Genomic DNA, 23,113 nt, shown 5'->3' with positions numbered 1-23,113 from the left:
ATAATTTTGCGGAGAAATTTGATTCACGGGACGAAGTGGAACGTAGCGCCCGACCGACATCGTACTAACGGGTACGTTGAGGGAGGAAGCGAAGCGAACAAGTTCCGTGGGCAAATTTAACGCAAAATTTCATTTATATAAAATCTCATTTCCTTGATCAAATATTCTCTTCAGCTCTTCCATGTCTTCTTTTATAATTACTTCCTCCAGAACAGCATTGACGCTGATAGCGTTCTTCCAAGTCTCTGCCTCGCCATCTTCTTTCTTGTCAGCGTTAGGAATTATAAGGCCTGAGTATGACGACACTGGTATATTCCTTTCTTTAAGCACTTCATAAAGTTTTTTAAGACCATTCATTAAATCTTCTAAGCTCGGTTTTTCTGCATAGGCCTTAAAAGCTGCCGTAATCTTGCTTGGCAAATTATCTGCATCGAAGTCCTGATCAAGTGTGAGATAGGCTCTATAATCAATATCATCATCTGGTCTAAGCCATATTTCAAAATCAAGTCCGCTGTCCTTAGCTATCTCATCTGCTAGGTCATCTAAAAAGCCCATGTATCTACGGAAAGTGTTAAAAAGCCTGTCGCCATAAGTATCGTTCTTCATTTTACCAAAGCTATCGAAACTTAGAGCAAATTTCGTGTCGACGCTATTCTTGTCCCAGAGCTCTACGACATATTTAGCATCCTTAAAGTTGTAGTAGGCACGCTCGCGTACAAGGTCAAGTTCTGTATAGTGAGTCTTTAAGTATTCATCCGCTGCCTTATCCGCCATAATTTTGCTAATGGGATTGCCATAGAATGACAGTACAAGGAACAAAACTATGCCCAAGAGCAGCACAAGCAATGTGTATAAAATTATTTTTATAGTCTTAGTCATTTATTAGACCTCCTCTCTAAGGTTTCCATATTACCATCTAATATAGTCTTCTCCATAACCCTCTCGGCGCTGATGGCGTTCCCCCATTTCTCCGCCATACCCTCTTTGGCCTTGTCAGCTGTGGGAATTATCCTGCCTGAGTAGTAGCGCACGTCCAAGTTCCTTTTGCTCATGGCTTTTTGCACTTTTTTAAGCCTAGTCATCATGCCATCAAGGCTTGGTTCATCTTCATATGCGTGAAAGTGTGCTAAGACCTTACTTGGGAGATGCTCCCTGTCAAATTCTTGATCAAGTGTAAGGTAGTTTTCATACTTAAGCTCATTGTCAGGAAGAAGACTAAGCTCAAAATCAAAAGCCTCTTCATCAGCTATATCCTTGGCATAGTCCTTAAGAAAGGCCTCGTACCTTTTGTATGTGTTATCAAGAATTTCATCGTAAGTACTACACATAAACTTGCCGGATGCCTTATAATCTAGATGAAAATTCGTGTCTTGGCTCTTTTTGTCCTGAAGCTCTACGATGTAAAATCCGCCCGTCATTTGATAGCTAACGCCCTCGATCTCAAGGTCAAGATCCTTATAATGCCTACTTATGTACTCCTTTGCATCTTTCTCTACCCTCGCTTTGATGATGGGATTGCCATAATTAATAAGGTAATAGCCGATGACAATTAGAGCTAAAATTATGTATAGACTGTAGTATAGCGCTTTGAATTTCTTCATAGTAGCCTCCTTTAGTGGATTATATCATAAAATAGCTTTTTAAGCAAAAAAACCGCATATAAAAATATGCGGCTAAGAATAAATTGTGTGTAATTAAAATTTCTGAGAAGTAGCATTTACTAACATACATGAACCTTTACGCTATGATGCATGGGACGCAGTGGAGTTTTTCGGCAAACGGAATGTACTAAACGTACCTAAGTATTGCTGAGAAGCAAACAAAGTAAATATATATTTGAGCATAATTACTGCGAAGCGAGTTTTGCGAAGAAAAGAAGAACCCCGTCCATAAATGAACGTGAACCTTTACGCTATGATTCATAGGACGAAGTGGAGGTTTTTGTCAAGCGGAATGTACTAAACGTACCTGAGTATTGCCGAAAAAGCGATCCGTAAGTTTATTCAAATCGACGTTCACTTCGTTCCGTCTCTTTGTAAACTCTGGAATAAGGCATGCATTGCCAATCTAACTTCGCTATCGCTCGTTCTCTTGGTGCATGGACTTAACGAGCCTCAGTCGCAAATTGAATGCGAAACAAAAACAGATAGCATATAATGCTATCTGTTTAAATCAAGTGGCGGCTACCTATTATCCCAGGTCGTCTCCAACCAAGTACCTTCAGCGTTAAGAGCCTTAACTTCCGTGTTCGGTATGGTAACGGGTGTTTCCCTCTTGCTATTGCTGCCACATTTCTTAATAACCATAATTCTTCAACAAGCGTCTTTTGATCAAGTTTTCGACATATTAGTACAGTTAGGCTCAAAGTATTACTACTCTTACACTTACTGCCTATCTACCTTGTGGTCTTCAAGGTGTCTTACTTAAAGGAAATCTTATCTTAAGGGGGGCTTCGTGCTTAGATGCTTTCAGCTCTTATCCTTTCCAAACGTAGCTACTGAGCTATGCAACTGGCGTTACAACTCATAAACCATTGGTTTGTCCATCCCGGTCCTCTCGTACTAAGGACAGCTCCTTTCAAATTTCCTACGCCCACGACGGATAGGGACCGAACTGTCTCGCGACGTTCTGAACCCAGCTCGCGTGCCTCTTTAATGGGCGAACAGCCCAACCCTTGGGACCTACTTCAGCCCCAGGATGAGACGAGCCGACATCGAGGTGCCAAACCTCCCCGTCGATATGAACTCTTGGGGGAGATAAGCCTGTTATCCCCAGGGTAGCTTTTATCCGTTGAGCGATGGCCCTTCCACGTGGTACCACCGGATCACTAAGTCCTGATTTCTCATCTGCTCGATCTGTTTATCTCGCAGTTAAGCTCCCTTCTGCCTTTGTACTCTTTGCACGATTTCCGTCCGTGCTGAGGGAACCTTTGAACGCCTCCGTTACTGTTTGGGAGGCGACCGCCCCAGTCAAACTGCCCAACTGACAGTGTCCCTAAACCGGTTTACGGCTCAAGGTTAGAATTCCAGCACTACAGGAGTGGTATCCCACTTTTCGGCTCCTCTGATACTGGCGTACCAGGATCTTTGCCTCCCACCTATTCTGTACATGTACTACCGAAATCCAATGTCAGCCTACAGTAAAGCTCCATGGGGTCTTTCCGTCCTGTCGCGGGTAAATGGCATCTTTACCATTACTTCAATTTCACCGGATCCTTTGTTGAGACAGTGCCCAAATCGTTACACCTTTCGTGCGGGTCGGAACTTACCCGACAAGGAATTTCGCTACCTTAGGACCGTTATAGTTACGGCCGCCGTTTACTGGGGCTTAAGTTCTATGCTTCGCTTACGCTAACATTTCCCCTTAACCTTCCAGCACCGGGCAGGTGTCAGCTCCTATACGTCGTCTTTCGACTTAGCAGAAACTTGTGTTTTTGGTAAACAGTCGCTTGGGCCTATTCACTGCGGCCAGATCGCTCTGGCTCCCCTTCTCGCTAACTTACGGGGTCATTTTGCCGAGTTCCTTAACAAAGGTTCTTCCGCGCGTCTTAGGATTCTCTCCTTTCCTACCTGTGTCGGTTTACGGTACGGGTATCATTTATCTATTTAGCGGCTTTTCTTGACAGTGTGAAATCGGCTACTTCTCTACTTTGTTTCGATCCTCATCATAAATCAGCTTAGCCTGGTTATTAGTCCTGGCATGCCTTTTTATTTGAGCGTACTCTTCCATCTGGTACGCTTAGCTTATCCTTCTGTGTCCCCGCTTCATTTATACGATATTTGATAGTACTAGAATTTTTACTAGTTGTCCATCGGCTACGCCTTTAGGCCTGGCCTTAGGTCCCGACTTACCCTGAGGGGACGAGCCTTGCTCAGGAATCCTTAGGTTTTCGACGGGAGTGATTCTCACACTCCTTCTCGCTACTTATGCCAGCATTCTCTCTTGTGTTTCGTCCACAGCGCCTTTCGATACTGCTTCAGCCTATTACACAATGCTCCTCTACCACTCAAGTTGAGTCCACAGCTTCGGTATCCGATTTAGCCCCGGAAATCTTCGGCGCAAGGTCACTCGACTAGTGAGCTATTACGCACTCTTTAAATGTATGGCTGCTTCTAAGCCAACATCCTAGTTGTTTGGGTAACTTCACATCCTTTACCACTTAATCGGTATTTGGGGACCTTAGCTGATGGTCTGGGCTCTTTCCCTTTTGACATAGAAGCTTATCCCACTATGTCTGACTCCTTAGGTTTGTTTTCTTGGCATTCGGAGTTTGATAGGTTTTGGTAATGTACAAACACCCCGCAACCAGTCAGTAGCTCTACCTCCATTAAACATCCTAAAGGCTAGCCCTAAAGCTATTTCGAGGAGAACCAGCTATCTCCAGGTTCGATTGGCTTTTCACCCCTATCCACAAGTCATCCGATGTGTTTTAAACCACACCCGGTTCGAGCCTCCATTAAATTTTACTTTAACTTCACTCTGCTCATGGATAGGTCACCTGGTTTCGGGTCTACTCCTGTAAACTAAACCGCCCTATTAAGACTTGATTTCTCTTCGGCTTCGAAGCTTAACTTCTTAACCTTGCTTACAAAAGTAACTCGCTGGCCCGTTCTACAAAAAGTACAAGATTGCACTTTTCACGTGCTTTCTTTGCTTGTAAACGCAGGGTTTCAGGTTCTATTTCACTCCCCTTTCGGGGTTCTTTTTACCTTTCCCTCACGGTACTGTTCTCTATCGGTCACCAAGTAGTATTTAGCCTTGGGAGGTGGTCCTCCCATGTTCCCACCAGGTTTCTCGTGCCTTGTGGTACTCGTTAAGCTTATTGAAATACTAATATCTTCTCTTACAAGTCTTTCACTTTCTATGGATGATTTTTCCAAGATCATTCGGATACTTTCTTAGTATTTCTTTAAGCGGGCTCTTTCCATTTCGCTCGCCGCTACTTTGAAAATCGATGTTTCTTTCTTTTCCTCGGGGTACTTAGATGTTTCAGTTCTCCCGGTATTGCCTCTATATACTATTTTATTCATATATAGATACTTAAGGTTTGCTTAAGTGGGTTGCCCCATTCGGATATCTCCCTTTCGTTTCTTGTTTGCAGATCTAGGGAGCTTTTCGCAGCTTTCTACGTCCTTCTTCGCCTCTTGGTGCCAAGGCATCCGCCCTGCGCTCTTAGTAACTTGACCTAATTTTTTTAAAAATCCTTTAACGCTTATTGTTAAAATTTACTGTATTTATTTTCTTTATAAATGTCGTTTCGTTTTCATTTGATTATGGTTATTAAGTTTTATTTGGTTTTTGGATCTAAAAGGATTTGCACCTTTTTTAAGTTCTTCAAGATCCATAAAGCAAAGCCCAAAGTGAAAAGAACTAATGTTCTCCTTAGAAAGGAGGTGATCCAGCCGCACCTTCCGATACGGCTACCTTGTTACGACTTCACCCCAGTCATTGACCCTACCTTCGACTGCTGCCTCCTTACGGTTAGCTCACAGGCTTCGGGTATTGCCTACTCCCATGGTGTGACGGGCGGTGTGTACAAGACCCGGGAACGCATTCACCGCAGCATTCTGATCTGCGATTACTAGCAACTCCGGCTTCATGATCTCGAGTTGCAGAGATCAATCCGAACTGGGATCGGTTTTTTGAGGTTTGCTTGATATCGCTATTTCGCTTCTCTTTGTACCGACCATTGTAGCACGTGTGTAGCCCAGGACATAAAGGGCATGATGATTTGACGTCATCCCCACCTTCCTCCGATTTGTCATCGGCAGTCCATCTAGAGTCCTCAGCTTAACCTGTTAGTAACTAAATGTAAGGGTTGCGCTCGTTGCGGGACTTAACCCAACATCTCACGACACGAGCTGACGACAACCATGCACCACCTGTATCCAAGGTAGATAAATCTAGGGTTTTTATCTCTAAAAACTTTCCTTGGTATGTCAAGTCCTGGTAAGGTTCTTCGCGTAGCCTCGAATTAAACCACATGCTCCGCTGCTTGTGCGGGTCCCCGTCAATTCCTTTGAGTTTCATACTTGCGTACGTACTCCCCAGGCGGAGTGCTTATTGTGTTAACGTACGGCACCTACTCGTATGAGCAGACACCTAGCACTCATCGTTTACGGCGTGGACTACCAGGGTATCTAATCCTGTTTGCTCCCCACGCTTTCGTGCCTCAGCGTCAGTACAAGTCCAGAAAGTCGCCTTCGCCACCGGTATTCCTCCTAATATCTACGCATTCCACCGCTACACTAGGAATTCCACTTTCCTCTCCTTGACTCAAGCATATCAGTTTCAGATGCAATCTATGGGTTGAGCCCTTAGTTTTCACATCTGACTTAATTTGCCGCCTACGCACTCTTTACGCCCAATAATTCCGGACAACGCTCGCCCCTTACGTATTACCGCGGCTGCTGGCACGTAATTAGCCGGGGCTTTCTTCTATGGTACCGTCATTATCTTCCCATAGGACAGAGCTTTACGACTCGAAAGCCTTCATCGCTCACGCGGCGTCGCTGCATCAGGGTTTCCCCCATTGTGCAATATTCCCCACTGCTGCCTCCCGTAGGAGTTTGGACCGTTTCTCAGTTCCAATGTGGCCGGTCATCCTCTTAGATCGGCTACCCATCGCTATCTTGGTGGGCCGTTACCCTCACCAACTAATTAATGGGACGCGAGCTCATCTTACACCGAAATTCTTTAATCTATCTACCATGCGGTCGCTAGATATCATATGGTATTAATCCCGGTTTCCCGAGGCTATCCCTTTGTGTAAGGCAGATTGCTCACGCGTTACTCACCCGTCCGCCACTAATCCAGAGATTCTTCACTCCGAAGAGATCGGATTCTCTTTCATCGTTCGACTTGCATGTGTTAAGCACGCCGCCAGCGTTCGTCCTGAGCCAGGATCAAACTCTCGATTAAATGGTTTATTTAATCCCAAGTTAACCTTGGCTCTTAAATTCGAAATTATTTATCAATAAAAATTGATTGGTTTAAATCGTTCTTTTCACTTTTATTCAGTTTTGCTTGCCCTCTGGAGTCTTTCCAGATGACTTATCCATTCTACCATTTATTTTTATCTTTGTCAAGGGTTTTTTTAAAATAATTAAAAAATTTTTAAAAATATTTTTACAATTGTGTATCGTCTCTTATGTGCACACAAGGTCTTGTGTATTGGCCCTCTTTATATATAGGAAGGCTCTCACTATACACCTCGCCTCTCACTATATATAAAGTCACTTACTATATATCTCACGTGCTATATAGTCACAGGCTCACTACTATATGCCTCGCTTCTTATATTTTCTTCCTATTATATAAGGGCATAAAATAGAAGCGGCTAGGTCGTATATGCCTAACCGCTTTAATGTTTATTAGGAGTGTGTTTTATTTACCTGTAGTTTCTCTTATTAATTAATCTATTTAACCCTTCGGCATCATTGACTTAAGTATCTCAAAGAAATTTATTGAGTATGCTTCTTCTACTATGAGGTTCTTCCAATCAAGGACGTCTTCTGCGTCGTAGATTTCATCTGGCAAGATCATGCTGCCATCATTTAGGCTAATTGTTGGTGAAAACTCAAAAATATCGTCTCTATACTTAATCACGATCTTGGCGTTTGGCGCTATCTCGCTAATATTTTGTAGGACAAAGGTAGGTCCGGCTGTGGCAATATAATCCATGTAATCGTTGTCCTTTTCTTTTAGCTTGCCGCCTCCCGATATTTCTAGCTCTTTGAGTGCGACCGAGGCGTATTTGTACTTCGGCACTACTAGGTAGCACTCCTGTCCGTTTAGGTATGGATTTTCATCTTGATCATCGTATTTTACTGTAAGTAACATGCTTGGTTCTTCAAAATTATTAAAATCATTTTCCCAAGGATCTAGCTTTTGAAGTGTCTTTTTAAGGCTTTTTTCATCAAAGGCTGCACCTAGGTTTATGATTAAGGCTTTGTATTTGTCGTCACTTATGTCTATGCCTAGCTTTCTCGCCATCTTGATATATGCAGGTGATATTGGATTTTCACTAAGTTTATTTGACTTAAGCTTCAAATCCGCTATTAGAGGGCTATCAAATTCTACTTTTTTGAAAATATAGTGCGGCTCGCCAACTTCATCTATATAGATATGATGTGCATCTGGGTCGAAGTTGTCCCACAAGTTATTAAGCGCCACGCCTGTGTAGCTCCTTGGTGTGTTTAAGATGGATGAATCGCAAACGTTCATATAGTAAAGCTTGTTTTCAAGCTCATGCTCGTCCTTCAAAGAGCTTTCAATTAAGCCCAAAATTTCGTCCTCTTCTACGCCAAAGTGCTTCATAAGCTCTGCGTCTGTAATGTACTTGCCATCTGGTAGAGAAAAGTTATATACGTAATAAGAAGTGTTTTTAGACTCCCAGAAATTGTAGCTCTCGACCATAAGGCTTAAAACATCTTCGTCTTGATAAACGGAGAAAGCCGCATATATGCCTACTTCTTCATCAGTGATCTCTTTCTTACATCTATTGTATAGGCCCTTAATCTCCTTTTCAATCTTGTCAATATCTTTGTTTGCCTTCTTTGCGTCGTCTGTGTCCAAAAGTATCCTAGGTAGGTGCATGCCACGTCCGTCGCCGCTTACAAATTCTATGTGCTTTTCGTCAACGAAGCCCGTCCAGATCTCTCTGTCTTCGACGTAGGATGATGCAGAGCCGTAGATTGCGCCTTTAACATATTTTAATGTCTCTTTATTCTTGCTTATGGTCTTTTCAGCATCAGCATCATCATCTTTTTTGTCCTCAGTTTTTGCATCATCATCTTTATGGTCCTGTGTTTTTGCGCTTGTCTCTCTTGTATCACTTGTTTCTTTTTTATCACTCGTCTTTTGGCAGCTACTTAATAAGAGCACCGCCATTAGCATAAATATAATTATGCTTTTAGAAATCTTTTTCATAATTCTCACTCCTTTTAAAATTATCTTATCATTCTAAGTATATTATAAAATTAAATTTACTTTAGCACATCACCCAAAAGGGTGATTTTTTAGATTTAAATATGAAAATATTTAAATCGCAAGAAAAATTACGTAAGTAAGTTTTTTTAGAAAAATCTATTGCCATTTGCATAAAGAAAAGCGCCCCCATAATTATAGGAGCGCCTCTCTAGTGATATGAATTATGAAAAAGCAAAATTAATTTATTTTTCTAAATCTTTATTTTTATTATTAGAATTTTTATCTCTCTCGTCAAGGGTCTCGTTGAGTCTTTTCTTATTTTTTTTCTACCTCATCAAGTAGACCCTTGTCTATAACTTTCTTAAGCTCTTTGTTTTTCTTTAGATCAAGCCTATTGCCCTTAAGCTCGGAAGCATTTTCTCCTTCGATACGGTCTTTTTTTAGACCAGTGAGTTTCCTAATGAATCTATCTTCACGGACAAGATTTTTGATCTCGTGCTTGGTCTCGTTCTCGTAGTGGTGCCTTTCATCGATATTTCTATATCTTAAGTAGATAGTGGCGTAAAAAACGAAGCCTGAAACTAGTAAAAGCCAACCGGCATCCTTATAGTCTTGGAATTTTGTACCGTCAAATACGCTCATAGATGCGACCATGTTTATTATAAAAGCAATAAGACCGCCAAAAAGTTCAACTAAGCCTGAGTAGATAAATAGTTTTTTGAAGTTTATAGGGACGCTGCCCATGGTCTCTTTAGTTCTAGCATTTACTGCGACGTAGTGAAGTAGGTTTTTGCCCTTGTTCTTTTGCATGTAGCTATATAGCCACACTGGTAGGTAGGCCGCCTTCCACGAGTCGCCCTTAACTGTGTATTCTTCACTGTCCCACCTAACTCCTCTGTCGTAGTCCTTTATGGTTTCCTTCGCTGCAAGCCTTGCAACGTCAGAGCTTTGCGCCAGGGCCGTCTCTCTTAGGGCATCGATGTTATTGTCTCTTTTTTCTGATGTGTAGCCACTCATGTAGTTTGCGTTAAATTTCACGCAATTTTCTGTGTCAAATGGCATGATCGCATTTATAATATTTGTAGTCTTTTCCTTTGACATATAATCAAGTTTGTCGCTGCTCGCCTCTATCGATAAATCGTCTATGAATATATCGAAGTCTCTCTCGACTTCGTAGCTGTTTGCGTCGTACTCGGTATGCGTTTTGTCATCCTCTTTGACCTGGTAACGCGCTGTCTCTATCTGGCCTTCGCCAGAAAGATTCATGTGGGCGTTGACATCAACTAGCATGTATGGCAAATAGACGCCGGAGATGTTTTCTGTAGTGAACTCTCTCGAAAATGTCGGATGAGCGAAGAACCTTCTCTTCTTAACGAATTTACCTATCTCTTCTTGGGCTTCTGCCTTTGTGACCTTAAATGGCAAGATTACGTCAGGCACTGCGCCATTGTCAATAACATTGTTAATGGATAGGGTGTTTCTACACCAGTGGCATCTCGCCTGCGCGCCCGTGTTTGTGTCAACAACTACTTCTGCGCCGCAGCTCTCGCACTTAAGTGTGATCATGCTATCTGCCGCCTCATTGATGTCGGCTGCCCCTGTGCCCATGGTAGTGCCTTCAAGTGTGCTTATATCTGCATCTTCGGGTGCTAGCTCTGGCTCAAACTCGTGTCTACAGAAATTACATCTAAGTTTGCCAGTCTTGGTATTAGTCGCTATGTCGGTCGAGCCGCACTTAGGACACTTGACTTGACCGTCTTTGAGATCACTCGTCATATCTCTAATTTTAATATCTTCATCTATAGTCATAAGATCACCTCTATATGTCTAGTAAGTCTTTTTTCGCTTTGTCAAATTCCTCTTGTGTAATAACCTCAGCGTCAAGAAGTTTTTTCATCTTGATAAGTTTTTCAGTTGGATCCTCTTGTGGAGCCGCTTGTGGAGCCGCATTTTGTCCGCCACCTGCGTTTTGTACGCCGCCAAAGTTTGGCTGATAAGTGCTTTGGCCTGTAGCTTGCTGAGTCGCTCCCATCATATTACCTGCTGCGTTCATGCCCATGCCCATGAAGGCCATGTTAGCGCCGCCGCCGTTTTCGCCAGCAGCCTGCATGCCTCTTGCTGCTGCTTGTTGGAAGAAGGAGTTGCCACGTGCACCTGATAAGGCATCCGCTTTCTTAACGTCTGACATAAGCACTTTAGTGTCTTCGTCGTACTCTATAGCAAGTATCGCAGTCTTTGCTATCTCAAGACCTCTTGTTGATCTCCACTCATAACCATCTTCAACTGCGTCAGATAGTGACTTAGCAAAACCGATTTGGTCGCCTTGGATCTTGCTCATACGATTACCCTTTGTTGGGTCATTCGTATAGTTTGAGAAGGCTGCTGATAGTGATGAAACTACTTCGTTAAATAGCTCTTCTGCCGCTTCGTTGTCCATATCTTGGAAGTCAAAAGCAGGTGCATTTGCAACTAAGTACTTTTGCGGAACAAAGTTCTTGACAAATAGTAGTGGATCGATTATCTTCAAAGTGTAGGTACCTCTAGTTACAGCGCCTACTTGTGTGCCGAAGAAGGCATCGTCCCAGTATATTTCGCTTTGAGTGCCAAATCTGTTCTTAGGAATTTCCTTAAGATTGACATAGAAGGCAAGTTGTTCAGCGCCTGCTTGGCCACCGAATTTAATTTTTTCCCAGGTAGATTTGATTAGTGAAGCGCTTAAGCCATCTCCTGCGAATATGCTTTGTGAGTTAGGGTCGTCTGACGAATATATAAAACCGCCCGGCTCATTAACAATGCCAGTGATCATACCGTCTTGCATAGTGATAAGCGCAGTTCCTTCAGGAACTATAATCTTGCTGCCATTTGAAATGATATTGTTGTTGCCCTTAGTATTTTCACCACGCCCAGCGTTTTGTCCTTGAGCTACCGCTGGAAATATACCTAAAGTGCCCGAAGAAAGATTGCCCGGTCCGTAAAAGTCCAGCCATTGGTCCGCGAAAGTGCCGCCTAAGGCACCTGTAAATGCTCTAATAAATCCCATAATAATATCCTCCTTTTTACTATAAAATTATTCTAAAAATATATTTTTATACGTATCAGTAACTACGTCGTAGTGCAAAATCGTACTGCCGCTTTCGTCGATAAAGTAGTGGCCAACAAGCTCAGCTAGGCTTTTGTCGTTTGGATTGTCCTTTCTAAGAGTGACCGCGTAGCCTTGGACCTTGGCCCCGTCGAAGTCAATCTCTTCTCTTATGACATCGGCGACATAAGTACCGTCCGGTAAAGAGCCCTTTTGTTTAAGTGCATCCATGATCTTCAATCCGGCATTTTTCAATGTGATAGTGTACTGATTTTCTGTATTGTTGTCGATATAGACAGCTCTTTTTTTGCCATCCCACTTAACATTCATATCAAATAATTCAGCCACAGCCCTTAGAGGCACCATGGTTCTGCCATTCTTAATCATAGCCGGCACATCGATAGCGACCGGACCAGACTTTTCCTTATCAGAATACCAAATAGTGTCGTCACCTATAACCAAGGTCATGCTTATCTCATCCTTGTTGATGTTGACGCGTCTTTCCTTTGCCTCATAAGATACATCTGCACCAAGCTGCTCAGCGATAACCCTTAGTGGTACGAGCACCCTCGAATTTTTGATGATGGGCGGCTGATCCGATGGAATTATGCCTTTGTTGATATATATCTTCACAGGCTCTTCTTTTGCAATGGCTGCCACGCTAAGCATGATAATGAGGGCTAGTCCTAGGCAAAGTGCCTTTTTCATCCACTTCATAATTCTACCTCCTTTGTGTACTTTAAGTAAACTTCTCTTCTTGTATATAATTATATAATATAATTTACTTTAGCACATCACCCAAACGGGTGATTTATTTTTTATTTAAACTGTTCATGGTATTCGGTCAATCCAAGGCCAAAGTCATCAGGATGTTCTGCATCAGCATTAAAAAACGCAACAAAGACACTGTTTTCTGAATACCAGCAAACATATCTTGTCAGTTCTCCGCTTTTGGGATCCACTTCATCATAGTTTTCAAAGTGAGCACCTGGCGCGCCAATATATTCTGCTACTTCTTCATAGGTCATCCCCTGAGTTTCGTAATAGTTATCTTTAAAGTATTTAGCTATTTTTTCAAGTTCTTCTTCGCTAAGCTTTGAGATATCTCCTGGATATATATTTTGGCTTCCGCCTGTAAGCTCCACCATGCCTGTCTCATCTGAATATGCTACTGTCGGTTTTTCTTCACTTTCTGATACTGGGTCTTCTACATCTTCTTCAATGGCCTTTGGCATGGCCCAAGTCTCTGTGAGGCCAAAGTCATCAGGACTATCCTTGTCAGCAGTAAACACCATAGAAAGGAAGTGGTCTGGTGAATACCAAAAAATGCTTTTTGTAAGCTCTCCATTTTCATTTTCTTCATCATGGTCTACAAAGTGAGCACCTGGCACGCCAATGTATTCTTCTACTTCTTCATAGGTCATGCCCTCAGTTTTTAAATGCTTGGCATCAAAATATTCATATATTTCTTTTAATCTTTCTTCACTGAGCTCTTCGATGCCTTCTGGAGTTGTAAATATGCCTTCACCGTGAACCTCTATCATGCCCTTGGCTTTTGCTTCTTCCTTCTTTTCTTCTTTCTTTTCTGTGTCTGCCTTGTTTTTTACCTTTTCGCTTGCCTTATCTGCCTTGTCGTCAAGAGGTTCTTTACCGCATGCCGCTAATGAGAAAATTATTGCCAGAACTAATAATATGGATAATCTTTTTCTCATTTTTTTATCCTCCTATTTTTCTTAATCTCTAACCCTTAGGCATCATTGACTTAAGTATGTCAAAGATATTTCCTGGGTAGGCGTCTTCTCCGATTAGCTTGTCCCAGTCAATTAGATCTTCTGCGTTGTAGACTTCATCTGGCAAGATCACGCTGCCATCTTTTTGGCTGATACTAGGTGAAAACTCAAGTACATCATCCCTATACCTTATTGTGATCTTCGCGTTTGGTGCTATCTCGCTAATATTTTGACAGACAAGTGTAGGTCCAGAGCACGCGCAATTGTCCATGTAGTTATTAACCACTTCTTTTAGCTCGCCTCCCTCAGAAAGTTTTAGCTCTTTAAGCATAATTGAAGCGTTTTTGTACTTAGGCACTACTAGGTAGCACTCCTGACCTTTTAAGATCGGCGTTTCAGATCCTTCGCCATCACCTAATGATAGCAATAGGTTTGGATCATCATAGCTAGAAAAATTATCTCTCCAAACAATTAACTTTAAAAGCGTGTCCTTAAGGCTTTCTTCGTCGTAAGCTGAGCCTAAGTAAATGACTAAGGCTTTGTATTTTTCGTCCTTTGGATCTATGCCTAATTTTCTAGCCGTCCTTATATATTCACTTGAGATTGGATTCGTATCAAATTTATTTAACTTAAGCTCTAAAGTTACAGGACCCATAAAATTAAAGTAACAACTTTGATTAAATATAAAATTAGGCTTGCCGACCTCGTCTATATATATTTGGCGATTTGTTGAAGCAAAATCGTCCCACAAATGATTTAAAACTATGCCAATGTAGTTATTTGGCGAATTTATAAACGTATAATCATGTACGTCTGGGTAATACATTTTGGTGTTCAAATCCCTATCTTCCTTTAAGCTATTTTCAATACTAGCAAGCACTTCATCCTTTTCTGCGCCAAAGTGCTTCATAAGGTCAAAGTCTGAGATGTACTTGCCATCAGGTAGAGAAAAGTTAAATACTTCGTACGTAGGGTAATCGCCCTCCCAAAAACAGTATGTTTCAATCATAATGCTTAGAACGCTTTCATCTTGATACACAGAGAAGTCCGCGTAAATACCTGGGTCACCGTCCTCTATCTCGCTTTCGTGCTTTTCGTATAGCTGTCTAAGGCACTTTTCAGTCTCGTCAATCTCTTTATTTGCGTCCTTTGCATCGGCGCTGTCCAAAAGCACTCTAGGTAAGTGCATGCCAGGGCCTTCCTTACTTACATAGTCTATATACTTTTCGTCGACAAAGTCCTTCCAAATCTCTTTATCAACGACATAAGAAGACATAGAGCCGAAGTTGGCGCCCTTAACGTACTTTAGCGCCTCTTTAGTCTTGCTTATGGTCTTGCCACTATCAGCATCATCATCTTTATTGTCCTCAGTTTTTGCATCATCATCTTTTTTGTCCTCAGTTTTTGCCTTTTCATTAGCACCCGTCTCACTCGCTAGGTCATTTGACTTTTGACAGCTAGATAATAATAATGCAGATAGAAGCATAAAAATAATTATGCTTCTAGAAATCTTTTTCATAATTCTCACTCCTTTTCTTTGAAAGATATTTCTTTCTAGTTAGATTTAAAATATGTAAATATTTTAAATCGCAAGAAAATTTATCATTATAAATTTTCTTTTATTTTACATCCATTAACACTTTTGTACATCACCCAAAAGGGTGATATTTGAAAAATTTAATATGAAAATATTAAATTTTACAAGAAAATTTTTGCAAATAAATTTTCTTCGAAATATTTTTGCGAATTTGAAAAAGATTTTAACTTCATAGATTTTAAATATAAAATATTTAAAATCGCAAGAAAAATTACATAAGTAAATTTTCTTTAAAACAATTCTACTCAAAAAAACAAATCCACTCAAAAAAATGATCCCGCCACTTTGGCAGGACCATTTGGGAGAGGTCTATGAAAAGAAAACTTTTGCTTTCTTTAGCAAAAATCCGTGCGGAGTGAGCGCACGGACCTTGCTAGGACTTATAAAATTATTTATCGTATATTCTCTTAATAATCACTTGTCTCTTGCTAGCATCCCAGATGATGTCTTCACCATCTTTAAGGCCAAGAGCTCTTGCAATGTTCGCGATAGGAAGCATTGTTCTGTTATTCTTAATTTCAGGTTTTACGTCGCTTGTATAAGTTTTTCCATTGACAATAATTTTGTTTGTGTTAACAGGTATTTCGACCCTGTAGAACATATCTTGAATGATAACAGTTCTTGTCTTTGCATCCCAAGTAACACCCATGCCTAAGGCTTCAGCGATATATCTAATTGGAAGCATAGTTCTACCGTTCTTGATATATGGAGCTACGTCCATGCCCTTCTTAGAAGCTATACCGTTGTACTTATTATTCATATCTTTTGAGCCGATACTAAGTACCACTTCTGACTCTGTCTTTTCTACTGGCTTCTTAGTATCCTTGTCAATAGCTTTGTCTTCAGATTTCTTGTCCTCTTTCTTGTCTTCTGTGTGTCTATGTGGTCTATATGGTCTATAGTAGTCGTAGTCATAGTCGTAGAAGTATGGCTTGAAGTGTACGTAAACATTTACTGCACTGTTTGGCATGTAGAAATTGTAGTCGTTTCTTGATATCAACGCATTGGCTGCGTCTTTTACGTAGATTTCGTCAACTACGTAGCCGTGGTCTGGGTAAACGCTTATGCTGATGAGATCGCCTGGATTAGCTGAGCTCTTGCTTGCGGAAGCTGAGCCGTGAGAGTATGCGATGACAGTTATGCTGTGAGCTGTTGGTGGTGTTACAGTTTTTACTCTAAATGTAACAACGACTGAAACGTTTTTGTCTGGCATTGTAAATGTATTGCCTGTTATTTTTGTTCCGTCTACTTCTATCTTGTCAAGTTCATAGCCTGGATTTGCTGTAGCTGTTACAGTAATTATGTCATCTTTTTTCGCTTTAGTTTTACTAAGTCTAACTGTTCCATTTGCTGGTGTGTTTATATTTATATCGTGACCTAATTTTTCAATTTTACCTGCGCCGGTCTTCCACGCTTCAAGGTCGGTAATTTCTTTAGTTGCCGTAGCATCTTCAAAATATTTACCGCAGGAGCAAGTGTAGTATGCCTTTGTTCCGTCTGTATCGCAGTCGGGTTCAACTTCCGGAACAAGTGTAAGGCTGTGGGTATGGCCGAGCTTTGGCTCTGCTACATAACCGCAGATAGTACAATGCTTATCTGTTTCCTCTGTTGCGGCAGTTACATTCCATGTATGCTTCGCAGAATCCTTCTTGTCGCCGCAAGTGCATTCTTTCCAGTGATTGTTTGTATCGTACTTCCAGTCGGTGCTGTAGCTGTGATCTGCAAGATCGCCATATTGTGTACCGCAAACAGAACATACTGCCTTTGCCGTGCAGGTAGCACTTCCGTCTCTGTGATCTTCTTTTGTGGTAGTGCTATCACAACGTGAACACTTCTTCCAGTGCTGTGTATCATCGTGCTGCATTACGGAATAATCGTGACCTAATTTTTCAATTTTACCTGCGCCGGTCTTCCACGCTTCAAGGTCGGTAATTTCTTTAGTTGCCGTAGCATCTTCAAAATATTTACCGCAGGAGCAAGTGTAGTATGCCTTTGTTCCATCTGTATCGCAGTCGGGTTTAACTTCTGGAACAAGTGTAAGGCTGTGGGTATGGCCGAGCTTTGGCTCTGCTACATAACCGCAGATAGTACAATGCTTATCTGTTTCCTCTGTTGCGGCAGTTACATTCCATGTATGCTCCGCAGAATCCTTCTTGTCGCCGCAAGTGCATTCTTTCCAGTGATTGTTTGTATCGTACTTCCAGTCGGTGCTGTAGCTGTGATCTGCAAGATCGCCATATTGTGTACCGCAAACAGAACATACTGCCTTTGCCGTGCAGGTAGCACTTCCGTCTCTGTGATTTTCTTTTGTGGTAGTGCTATCACAACGTGAACACTTCTTCCAGTGCTGTGTATCATCGTGCTGCATTACGGAATAATCGTGACCTAATGCATCAATTTTACCTGCGCCGGTCTTCCACGCTGCAAGGTCAGAGTATTCGTTGCCGTTTGTCGCTGCGTCAAACACTTTATCGCAGCCGTTGCATTTGTAGTAATCTTTCCAACCGTCTGCTACGCAGGTTGCCGGCTGTCCGTCAGTTTTGGTGCGAGCACTATGGTCTGTGTGAGTAGAGTCCTCTACAGTAAATTCCGGTGAGTAAGCGTTACCAAATGAATAGTCGGTGTCAACAACGCTCTTTTTAGTTCTCCATAATACACCATTTACTTTAACTGTAAAATTATTGTCAAGAACGTGAGTTGTTCCATAAACCCCATCCACTCTAATTTGTGCCTCATATCTCCAAGTTCCGGCAGTAATAGTACCATGACCATCTTCAAACTTTCCCGTTTCTACGTTTTTCTTTTGCCAATCTCCCATAATGGTATTAAAATGAGCTTCAGTTCCTTTTGTTACAGTAAATGTAGGCTCTGAAGAAACTGAGTTACCAAACACCGGTTCCATATTAGTCGCTGTCGCTTCTATCTCCGTTACTTTTATTCTATCTTCCGGTTTAACAACTGTATTTGCAACACTTATTGTAATTTCTTTGTAATTTGAATTACTATCGGTTACTCTAACGACTAAATCTTCATTTTCTCCCATAGCAGTAGGTGTTCCGCTAATTATTCCATCTGTTGATACTTTTATCCAAGCAGGACCGGATGTTTTTGAAAAAGTATAAGGTCTTGTTCCACCTGCTGCATTATTTGCTACTGAAAATGAAGAAATAGCTACATTTTTATACACTGTTGTGATATCAAATGTATATGAATCATAAAAAGTTAGGTCAATGGCAGGTTCCTCTACAGTAAATTCCGGTGAGTAAGCGTGACCAAATGAAAAGTTGGTGTCAACAAGGCCCATTTCAGTTGTCCATAATTCACCATTTACTTTAACTGTAAAATTATTGTCAAGAACGTGAGTTGTTCCATAAGCACCATCCACTCTAATTTGTACCTCATATCTCCAAGTCCCGGCAGTAATAGTTTCATCACCATGTTCAAACTTTCCCGTTTCTACATTTTTCTTTTTCCAATCTCCCATAATGGTATTAAAATGAGCTTCAGTTCCTTTTGTTACAGTAAATGTAGGCTCTGAAGAAACTGAGTTACCAAACACCGGTTCCATATTAGTCGCTGTTGCTTCTATCTCCGTTACTTTTATTCTATCTTCCCCATTTGCCATAACAGGCGTTATGATGAAGTTCATAAAGATCATCATCACTGCCAAAAGTATCGCGATGTGTCTTTCATTTTTCTTTTTCATAATTCTCACTCCTTTAATGAAATTTTCAAATTTTTTCTTGAATATATTGTATACTATAAAAATATTTTCCACATCACCCAAAAGGGTGATATTTAAAAAATTTTTTTGTATAAATATTTTCCCTTAAGTACATTATATATAATAAAAACCATTTCCACATCACCCAAAAGGGTGATATATAAGAAATATTTTTGCAATTTTTTTCTATCTACCTAGTTTTTTTCTAGTATAATAAAGTGCTATATGATATAATTACTATATAAAGTATGTGAAGGGGGGTTTACTATGTATCGCAAGGAGATTTTAAGTTACATAACGAGTACGTTTTTCGTTTTGCTGGCGATGAGCCTACATCTACTAGAGTACTTCGGCGTAATTAATTTTTCTGTGAACGCCATCGTCTTTTTCTTATACACGATTGTGATCCTGCTTTGGGATCGTATCATGGAGAGCCGTATTCTTAGGACGCAGTCGAAAAAGTACTTTAAGATGATCGCCTTTCTTATGATTGGCTACCTTGGTGCGAGGACTTTGAAGTATGAGATCCTCTTTGACAATATACTCGTGATCAAGTACATCCGCTACATTTACTACCTTTTCTCGTTAAACATAATTCATCTTGTATTTTTTATCTCGCTCATGGTGAATAAGTCTGAGCGCGAGCCTATCAGCAAGTGGTGGCACCTTCTTTGGATACCGACTGAGTGTTTTGTAATTTTGGTTTTGACGAATGACTTCCACGGCCTTGCCTTTAGTACGGATGTGCCTTTGGGTGTTGAGGCGTATAAGCCACTCTTCTACATAATCGTACTATATGCCGCAATATTAACTATCGCTTCTTTGGTCTCGGCCTTACGTGCGTCGAGGTCGATGCGCTCGCCGTGGCCGGTGATGCTTCCTATACTTCCAATGCTTTTGTGGATTTTATATACTTTCTCTTACGTTATTAACAGAGATTTCTTTGTGTATATCAAGACGGCGATTGCAAGTGCCGAATTTAACATACTTATAATTATTCTCTTTATCGAGTCTTTGGTATTTACAAGGTCAATCCCATCTAACAGGGGCTACGACAAGTTCTTAAGACTATCGTCCTTAAATATTGGAATCATGGACATGGATGGGGATATAGTTTTTGCGCCGACTAAAATGCCACCAGTAACTGCTGAAATGATACACGCTTCGCTTGGTAAGGCTACTAAGCTTGACAAGGACACTCTACTTGAGAGCGCAAGGATTAGTGGCGGCGAGGCGTTTTGGTTTATAGACTTAAAGGAGCTTAACTCGCTTAAAAAGCGGCTATACGCTTTAAATGAAAGTCTTATGAGTGAGAATGAACTTTTGAGCGCGGATAAAAAGCTTAAGGAGAAGATGGCGAAGCTTGAGGAGCAAAATGAGATACGCTCCTACATCGACTCGAGCTTAAGTGATAAATTTAATTTTTTAAAGATTGTAATGAATAATTTACCCGAGGACGAAGAATCTTTTGAAGCGGTTCTAAAAAGGGCATGCATAACGAGTGCCTACATCAAGAGGTACTCGAACCTATTTTTATTAAGTAAAAAAGATAAAAACATCGCCATGGCTGAGCTGGGTCTTGCTTTTACTGAATCACTAAATTATCTAAGCTTAAGCGGCGTGGAATCTAAGATAAATTGGCAAAGTGATAGCGCTTTGGATATAGACACTGCTCTTGCCATTTACGAAGTTTTTCAAAGGATACTTGAAGTAAATTATCATGCTCTCAAAGCTGTGGATGTAAATCTTGTAAATGATGATGAAGTAGAGATAAAAATAAGTGCTGATGAGGTGGGGACCATCGGCATGGTGATTGATGGGCTAGATATGCTAGAGGACCTTGAGGGTGGTCTTTGGCGCATAAGCTTAGGAGGTTATGGGTTATGATGAGGATCTTTGAATTAAACTCGAGTGAAATAAGCATAATCTTCGCCATATGCATGGTGCTGCTTGCAATTAGCCTTAGGCTGATGATTGAGCTGATGGATATAAAGCCAAGGTCGGCTGCCTTTGCCTCGAGCGTATTTTTGGTTTTAGTAAATTTATTTTTAGTGCAAATACTTGCGGAGCTTGGATCAAGGCGCATGCTGATTTCAAAACCATTCTTAAATCTTTGGGTATCTAATTTTACGAGCTACTTATTTGGCATAGCTCTGGCGCAGATCGATCTCTTCTTTAGGCTAAGGCGCATAAGAAAAAGTCAAATCGGCAAAAACTCGATTAAGGAGAGTATGGATAATCTTCCTGACGGCTTGTGTTTCTCGAAGCTTGACGGAACGCCGACTCTTGTCAACAGGCAGATGCAAATGATTAGCTACGAAGTTTTTGGAAAGCATCTGATTAATGATTTGACTTGTGCAAGGCTTGCTCGTGAGTGCAAGGTAAGCGACTCAACTCAAATTTTGCAAAAGGATCCTCTGGTTATGGGGGCGTGTGGCAAGATATGGCTCTACCAAATTATTGAAGATAAAGAGAAAAAGTACAGAGAGACGATTGCCTACAACATCACCGAGGAGTGGGGCGTGCTTGGAGAGATAAAAAAGAAGAATAAAGAGATAAAGGCTGCGAACAAGCGTTTGAAGGATTATCAAGATACGGCTTTGGAATACACTAGGCAGAAGGAAATTTTGCGCTCAAAGATTAAGATTCACGACAAGATCGCTCAGTCGCTAATTTATTTTAGGCACTACTTGGATAAACAGGACAAGAATGAGGACGAGCGCAAGAGGCTAGTGCAGCTGTGGAACGAGAGTCTCGTCGTTTTGGATGAGGGTGAAGACGAAGAGGTAAAGGACGCTCTTTGGAAGAAACTGCTTGAAACTGCGGAGTCAATCGGCATAGGTTTTCACTTTACTGGCTCTTTGCCAGAGGGCGAAAATGATAAAAATACTTTTATAAGCATAGTCCACAAGGCGCTGAACAACGCCATTCGCCACGCTGAAGCGAAAAATGTGTGGATTGATATAAATGAAGATGGTCTAAGGATAAATTTGACTATAAAGAACGACGGCCATAAACCAAGCTCTGAAATTAAGGAAAAGGGCGGTTTAAAGAACATCCGAGCGCGTCTTAAGATTTATGGCGGAAAGATGAGTATTGATACGAGTGAGGTATTTACTCTTAGGATTTCTTGGCTGAAAGGAGAAAATTATGACTTATAAGATTATGATTGTTGACGATCAATTCGTTTCGAGGGAGCTGTTTAAGCTCTACATCGAGCAGTCGCCTGAGTACGAGGTGCTCTACTGCATTGATACGGCGATGTTTGCGGATACTTACGTTTTGAAGGCGCCTCTTGACCTCGTAATCATGGACATACTGATGAATGACGGGTCGAATGGCCTTGACGCCGCGGAAAAGATTAAAAAGCTAAAGCCAAATCTTAAGATAATTGCTGTTACGAGTATGCCGGAAGTCTCTTGGATGGAGCGCGCGAGAAAGATAGGTATTGAGAGTTTTTGGTACAAGGATGTCTCTGAGGAGACGCTGATTGAGATAGTCGAGAGAACTTTAAAGGGTGAGTCGATATACCCTGATAATACTCCTGTGGTTACGCTAGGTATGGCGAAGTCAAGCGAGTTCACACCAAGAGAGATTGAAGTCTTAAGACTGCTTACAACGGGTGCAGGAAATGATGAGATAGCAGAAAAACTTGATATTTCACAAAATACTGTGAAGACGCATATAAAGCATTTGTTAGAGAAGACAGGCTTTGAGACGAGAACGCAATTGGCGATTCAGTCACGGGTCACTGGCTTTGTAATCGAGGACTAAATTTCTTAATAAAATGCGCCCTTGGACTCGTTCCTTTTTTCGACAATGCTCGACTTATTTCGCATTAAGTTGAGCCCTTTTGCTAGTTTCGAATTATTTTGTCGCTGTGGAGTGCGCATTTGCACACCTCACTCCAAAAAATTCTGTACAACGCAAAATCATCTCAACTTCTCTGCAAACTAAGGGTTTGAGTGACTTTGTATATTTTATTAAATTCACTTCGCCCAATCATCGCATTTTCTTTAAGAAATTGGTGCGGGGTAGATGGATTTGCGCTG

General features: G+C 41.3%; 12 protein-coding genes and 3 rRNA genes. 3 read left to right on the top strand and 12 right to left on the bottom strand.

Going from position 1 to position 23,113, the window contains the following annotated elements:
• Positions 1-129: 129 nt before the first annotated feature.
• The 12 genes from KO172_RS02760 to KO172_RS02705 form a co-directional block, all read right to left on the bottom strand.
• Positions 130-879, bottom strand: coding sequence for a YfjL-like protein (locus KO172_RS02760; RefSeq protein ID WP_215492035.1), 750 nt, complete (start codon positions 877-879; stop codon positions 130-132).
• Positions 876-1,601, bottom strand: coding sequence for a YfjL-like protein (locus KO172_RS02755; RefSeq protein WP_215492034.1), 726 nt, complete (start codon positions 1,599-1,601; stop codon positions 876-878). The genes KO172_RS02760 and KO172_RS02755 overlap by 4 nt, the downstream gene beginning before the upstream one ends.
• A gap of 573 nt (positions 1,602-2,174) precedes the next feature.
• Positions 2,175-2,291 (bottom strand): 5S ribosomal RNA (rrf, locus tag KO172_RS02750).
• Between the two features lie 35 nt (positions 2,292-2,326).
• Positions 2,327-5,186, bottom strand: a 23S ribosomal RNA gene (locus tag KO172_RS02745).
• A gap of 200 nt (positions 5,187-5,386) precedes the next feature.
• Positions 5,387-6,921: ribosomal RNA gene (locus tag KO172_RS02740) — 16S ribosomal RNA — on the bottom strand.
• The 16S, 23S and 5S rRNA genes sit together here, the layout of an rRNA operon.
• 501 nt (positions 6,922-7,422) lie before the next feature.
• On the bottom strand, positions 7,423-8,931 hold the full coding sequence (locus KO172_RS02735) for a hypothetical protein (RefSeq protein ID WP_215492033.1): 1,509 nt from the start codon (positions 8,929-8,931) through the stop codon (positions 7,423-7,425).
• Positions 8,932-9,246: 315 nt separating this feature from the next.
• On the bottom strand, positions 9,247-10,740 hold the full coding sequence (locus tag KO172_RS02730; protein ID WP_215492032.1) for a TFIIB-type zinc ribbon-containing protein: 1,494 nt from the start codon (positions 10,738-10,740) through the stop codon (positions 9,247-9,249).
• A gap of 10 nt (positions 10,741-10,750) precedes the next feature.
• Entirely contained in the window at positions 10,751-11,971 is a 1,221-nt protein-coding gene (locus KO172_RS02725; protein WP_215492031.1) for an SPFH domain-containing protein, read from the bottom strand.
• A gap of 27 nt (positions 11,972-11,998) precedes the next feature.
• Positions 11,999-12,727 (bottom strand): copper amine oxidase N-terminal domain-containing protein, encoded by a 729-nt coding sequence (locus KO172_RS02720; RefSeq protein WP_215492030.1) that lies wholly within the window; start codon positions 12,725-12,727, stop codon positions 11,999-12,001.
• A 101-nt stretch (positions 12,728-12,828) separates the two neighbouring features.
• Positions 12,829-13,722 (bottom strand): LptM family lipoprotein, encoded by an 894-nt coding sequence (locus KO172_RS02715; RefSeq protein WP_215492029.1) that lies wholly within the window; start codon positions 13,720-13,722, stop codon positions 12,829-12,831.
• A gap of 28 nt (positions 13,723-13,750) precedes the next feature.
• Positions 13,751-15,259, bottom strand: a complete 1,509-nt coding sequence (locus KO172_RS02710) for a hypothetical protein (RefSeq protein ID WP_215492028.1) — start codon at positions 15,257-15,259, stop codon at positions 13,751-13,753.
• Between the two features lie 466 nt (positions 15,260-15,725).
• Complete coding sequence (locus KO172_RS02705; protein WP_215492027.1) at positions 15,726-19,043, bottom strand: stalk domain-containing protein; 3,318 nt, start codon at positions 19,041-19,043, stop codon at positions 15,726-15,728.
• 285 nt (positions 19,044-19,328) lie between these two features.
• On the opposite strand from KO172_RS02705, the gene KO172_RS02700 reads away from it, so the two are divergent.
• Genes KO172_RS02700 through KO172_RS02690 form a run of 3 tightly spaced genes read left to right on the top strand, consistent with a single transcriptional unit; the run spans position 19,329 to position 22,835 of the window.
• A complete protein-coding gene (locus KO172_RS02700; protein ID WP_215492026.1) occupies positions 19,329-20,948 on the top strand; it encodes a hypothetical protein in 1,620 nt (539 codons plus the stop codon).
• Positions 20,945-22,222: a sensor histidine kinase gene (locus tag KO172_RS02695; protein ID WP_251320111.1), complete on the top strand. Its 1,278-nt coding sequence runs from the start codon at positions 20,945-20,947 to the stop codon at positions 22,220-22,222. Before KO172_RS02700 ends, KO172_RS02695 begins: the two co-directional genes overlap by 4 nt.
• Positions 22,212-22,835 carry a response regulator transcription factor gene (locus KO172_RS02690; protein ID WP_215492025.1) on the top strand — a complete coding sequence of 208 codons (624 nt, stop codon included), beginning with the start codon at positions 22,212-22,214 and terminating at the stop codon, positions 22,833-22,835. Before KO172_RS02695 ends, KO172_RS02690 begins: the two co-directional genes overlap by 11 nt.
• Positions 22,836-23,113: the final 278 nt, after the last annotated feature.

The organism is Fenollaria sporofastidiosus (assembly GCF_943169635.2).
Taxonomy (GTDB): Bacteria; Bacillota; Clostridia; order Tissierellales; family Peptoniphilaceae; genus Fenollaria; species Fenollaria sporofastidiosus.
Note: the sequence above shows the minus strand (reverse complement) of the source record. Positions and strands in the feature narration are given on the sequence as shown.